The organism is Salinivibrio sp. HTSP (genome assembly GCF_003390965.1).
Lineage (GTDB): Bacteria > Pseudomonadota > Gammaproteobacteria > Enterobacterales > Vibrionaceae > Salinivibrio > Salinivibrio kushneri.
The window spans coordinates 1-1865 of the sequence record NZ_PXUD01000119.1 but is presented as its reverse complement, the minus strand read 5'-3'; the positions used below and the strand labels follow the sequence as shown (position 1 = coordinate 1865).

Below are 1865 nucleotides of genomic sequence, written 5' to 3'. Positions count from 1 at the left end.
ACTCGTGGAAATACACGTTTTACATCAGCAAGGGCGCAGTATCCGCCGCATTGCAAAGGACTTGGGTATCTCAAGGAATACGGTTCGCAATTACCTTCGAGATAAAAGCAAAGCGCCAGTTTATCCTGAGCGTCAACCCCGACCAACTAAGCTTCAGCCGTACCATGACTACTTACGCACGCGCATTGAAACCGCAAAGCCGTATTGGATACCCGCTACCGTCTTGTTACGAGAGCTAAAATCACTGGGTTATGAAGGCGGTATAACGATGCTCAAGGAGTACATCAAACAGTACAAATCAAGTACGCCTATCGACCCTGTCGTTCGATTCGAGACATTGCCAGGTGAGCAGATGCAAGTGGACTTTACGACCATCACTCATTACGGCGTCCGTGTTAAAGCCTTCGTGGCAACGCTTGGTTATAGCAGAGCGACCTTCGTTCGCTTTAGTGAACGAGAGCGTCAAGAAGACTGGATACAAGGGCTTGAAGAAGCGTTTGAATACTTCGGCGGCGTCCCCAAAGAGGTGCTATTCGATAATGCGAAAGCCATCATGATAGAGCGTGATGCCTACGGTGAAGGCGAACATCGGTGGAATCCAGCGCTGCTCACCGCCGCCAAGAAATACAGTTTTAAACCAAGAGCCTGCCGTCCATATCGTGCGAAAACAAAAGGAAAAGTGGAGCGATTTAACGCTTACTTGAAAAGCAGCTTCGTCACGCCGCTTGCGGCAACACTCAAGCAGCACGGTCTTAACATCACCGTCGATGTTCTTAATGGACACATCGGCGCATGGCTAGAAACCGTCGCTCATCAACGAACGCATGCTACGACAGGTGCAAAACCTCAAATTCTCTTAGATGAAGAACGCTTTACACTTCAGCCACTCCCATCGCCAACGCGTCCAGTCACAACGCTAACAACGAGTGATAATGTGGTGCCGCTAGAGAGCTTCCAACACCCACTATCAACGTATGATGCACTATTGGAGGTGCGACCATGAACCTTCAAATGAATCGCATTGAAGCTGCCTGTGAAGCGCTGAAGCTACAAGCTATCGGTCAGGAATGGCCGAGATTAGCAGAAGCCGCCAACAATCGTGAACTGAGTCTAGCCGATTACTTAGAGTCACTGCTGAACGCAGAGCTGGAAGCCAGAGCTGAGCGCACAAGAGCCACACTGACTAAGTTCGCCAGCTTCCCAATGGAAAAAACGTTCGATGATTATGACTTCAAATTCGCAACGGGCGCCCCGAGAAAACAGCTCAAAGAACTAACAGGGCTGGCGTTCATAGAGCGAAAGGAAAACGTGGTGTTACTTGGGCCAAGTGGCGTCGGTAAGAGTCACCTTGCAGTGAGTCTTGGTCAACTTGCTGTCCAAAAAGGTTTAAAAACGCGGTTCATCACGGCAGCAGACTTGATGCTTCAACTCTCTACTGCCAAAGCTCAAGGTAAGCTTGAAAGTTACTTGAGACGCAGTGTGCTCGCACCGAAACTCCTTATCGTCGATGAAATCGGCTATCTACCGTTCGGCAGAGAAGAGGCTAACTTGTTCTTCAACGTCATCGCCAAACGCTATGAGCAAGGCAGTATTATCGTGACCAGTAACTTACCGTTCTCTCAATGGTCAAAGGCGTTCGCCGACGATACAACGTTGACGGCGGCACTACTTGATAGGCTTCTGCATCACTCGCACATCGTACAAATCAGCGGTGAAAGCTACCGATTACAAGGAAAGAAGGTGGCTGGAACCGTACCATCGGCTTTGGACAGTTTATCTGAAAGCAAAAATTAATTACGTGGGTGGGTCAGTTTTACTTCGGCGATAACGTCGATAAGTGGGTCAATTTTAAACTGGCGTTGACA

At 49.0% G+C, this 1865-nt stretch carries 2 protein-coding genes; both read left to right on the top strand.

Annotated features, from left to right (window positions below):
* The first annotated feature begins 4 nt into the window (after window positions 1–4).
* The gene (gene istA / locus C7A19_RS15480) at window positions 5–1003 is read left to right on the top strand and encodes an IS21 family transposase (RefSeq protein ID WP_116645362.1); all 999 of its coding nucleotides are present in this window, start codon (window positions 5–7) and stop codon (window positions 1001–1003) included.
* A complete protein-coding gene (istB, locus tag C7A19_RS15475; RefSeq protein WP_116645361.1) occupies window positions 1000–1794 on the top strand; it encodes an IS21-like element helper ATPase IstB in 795 nt (264 codons plus the stop codon). Before istA ends, istB begins: the two co-directional genes overlap by 4 nt.
* Window positions 1795–1865 lie beyond the last annotated feature (71 nt).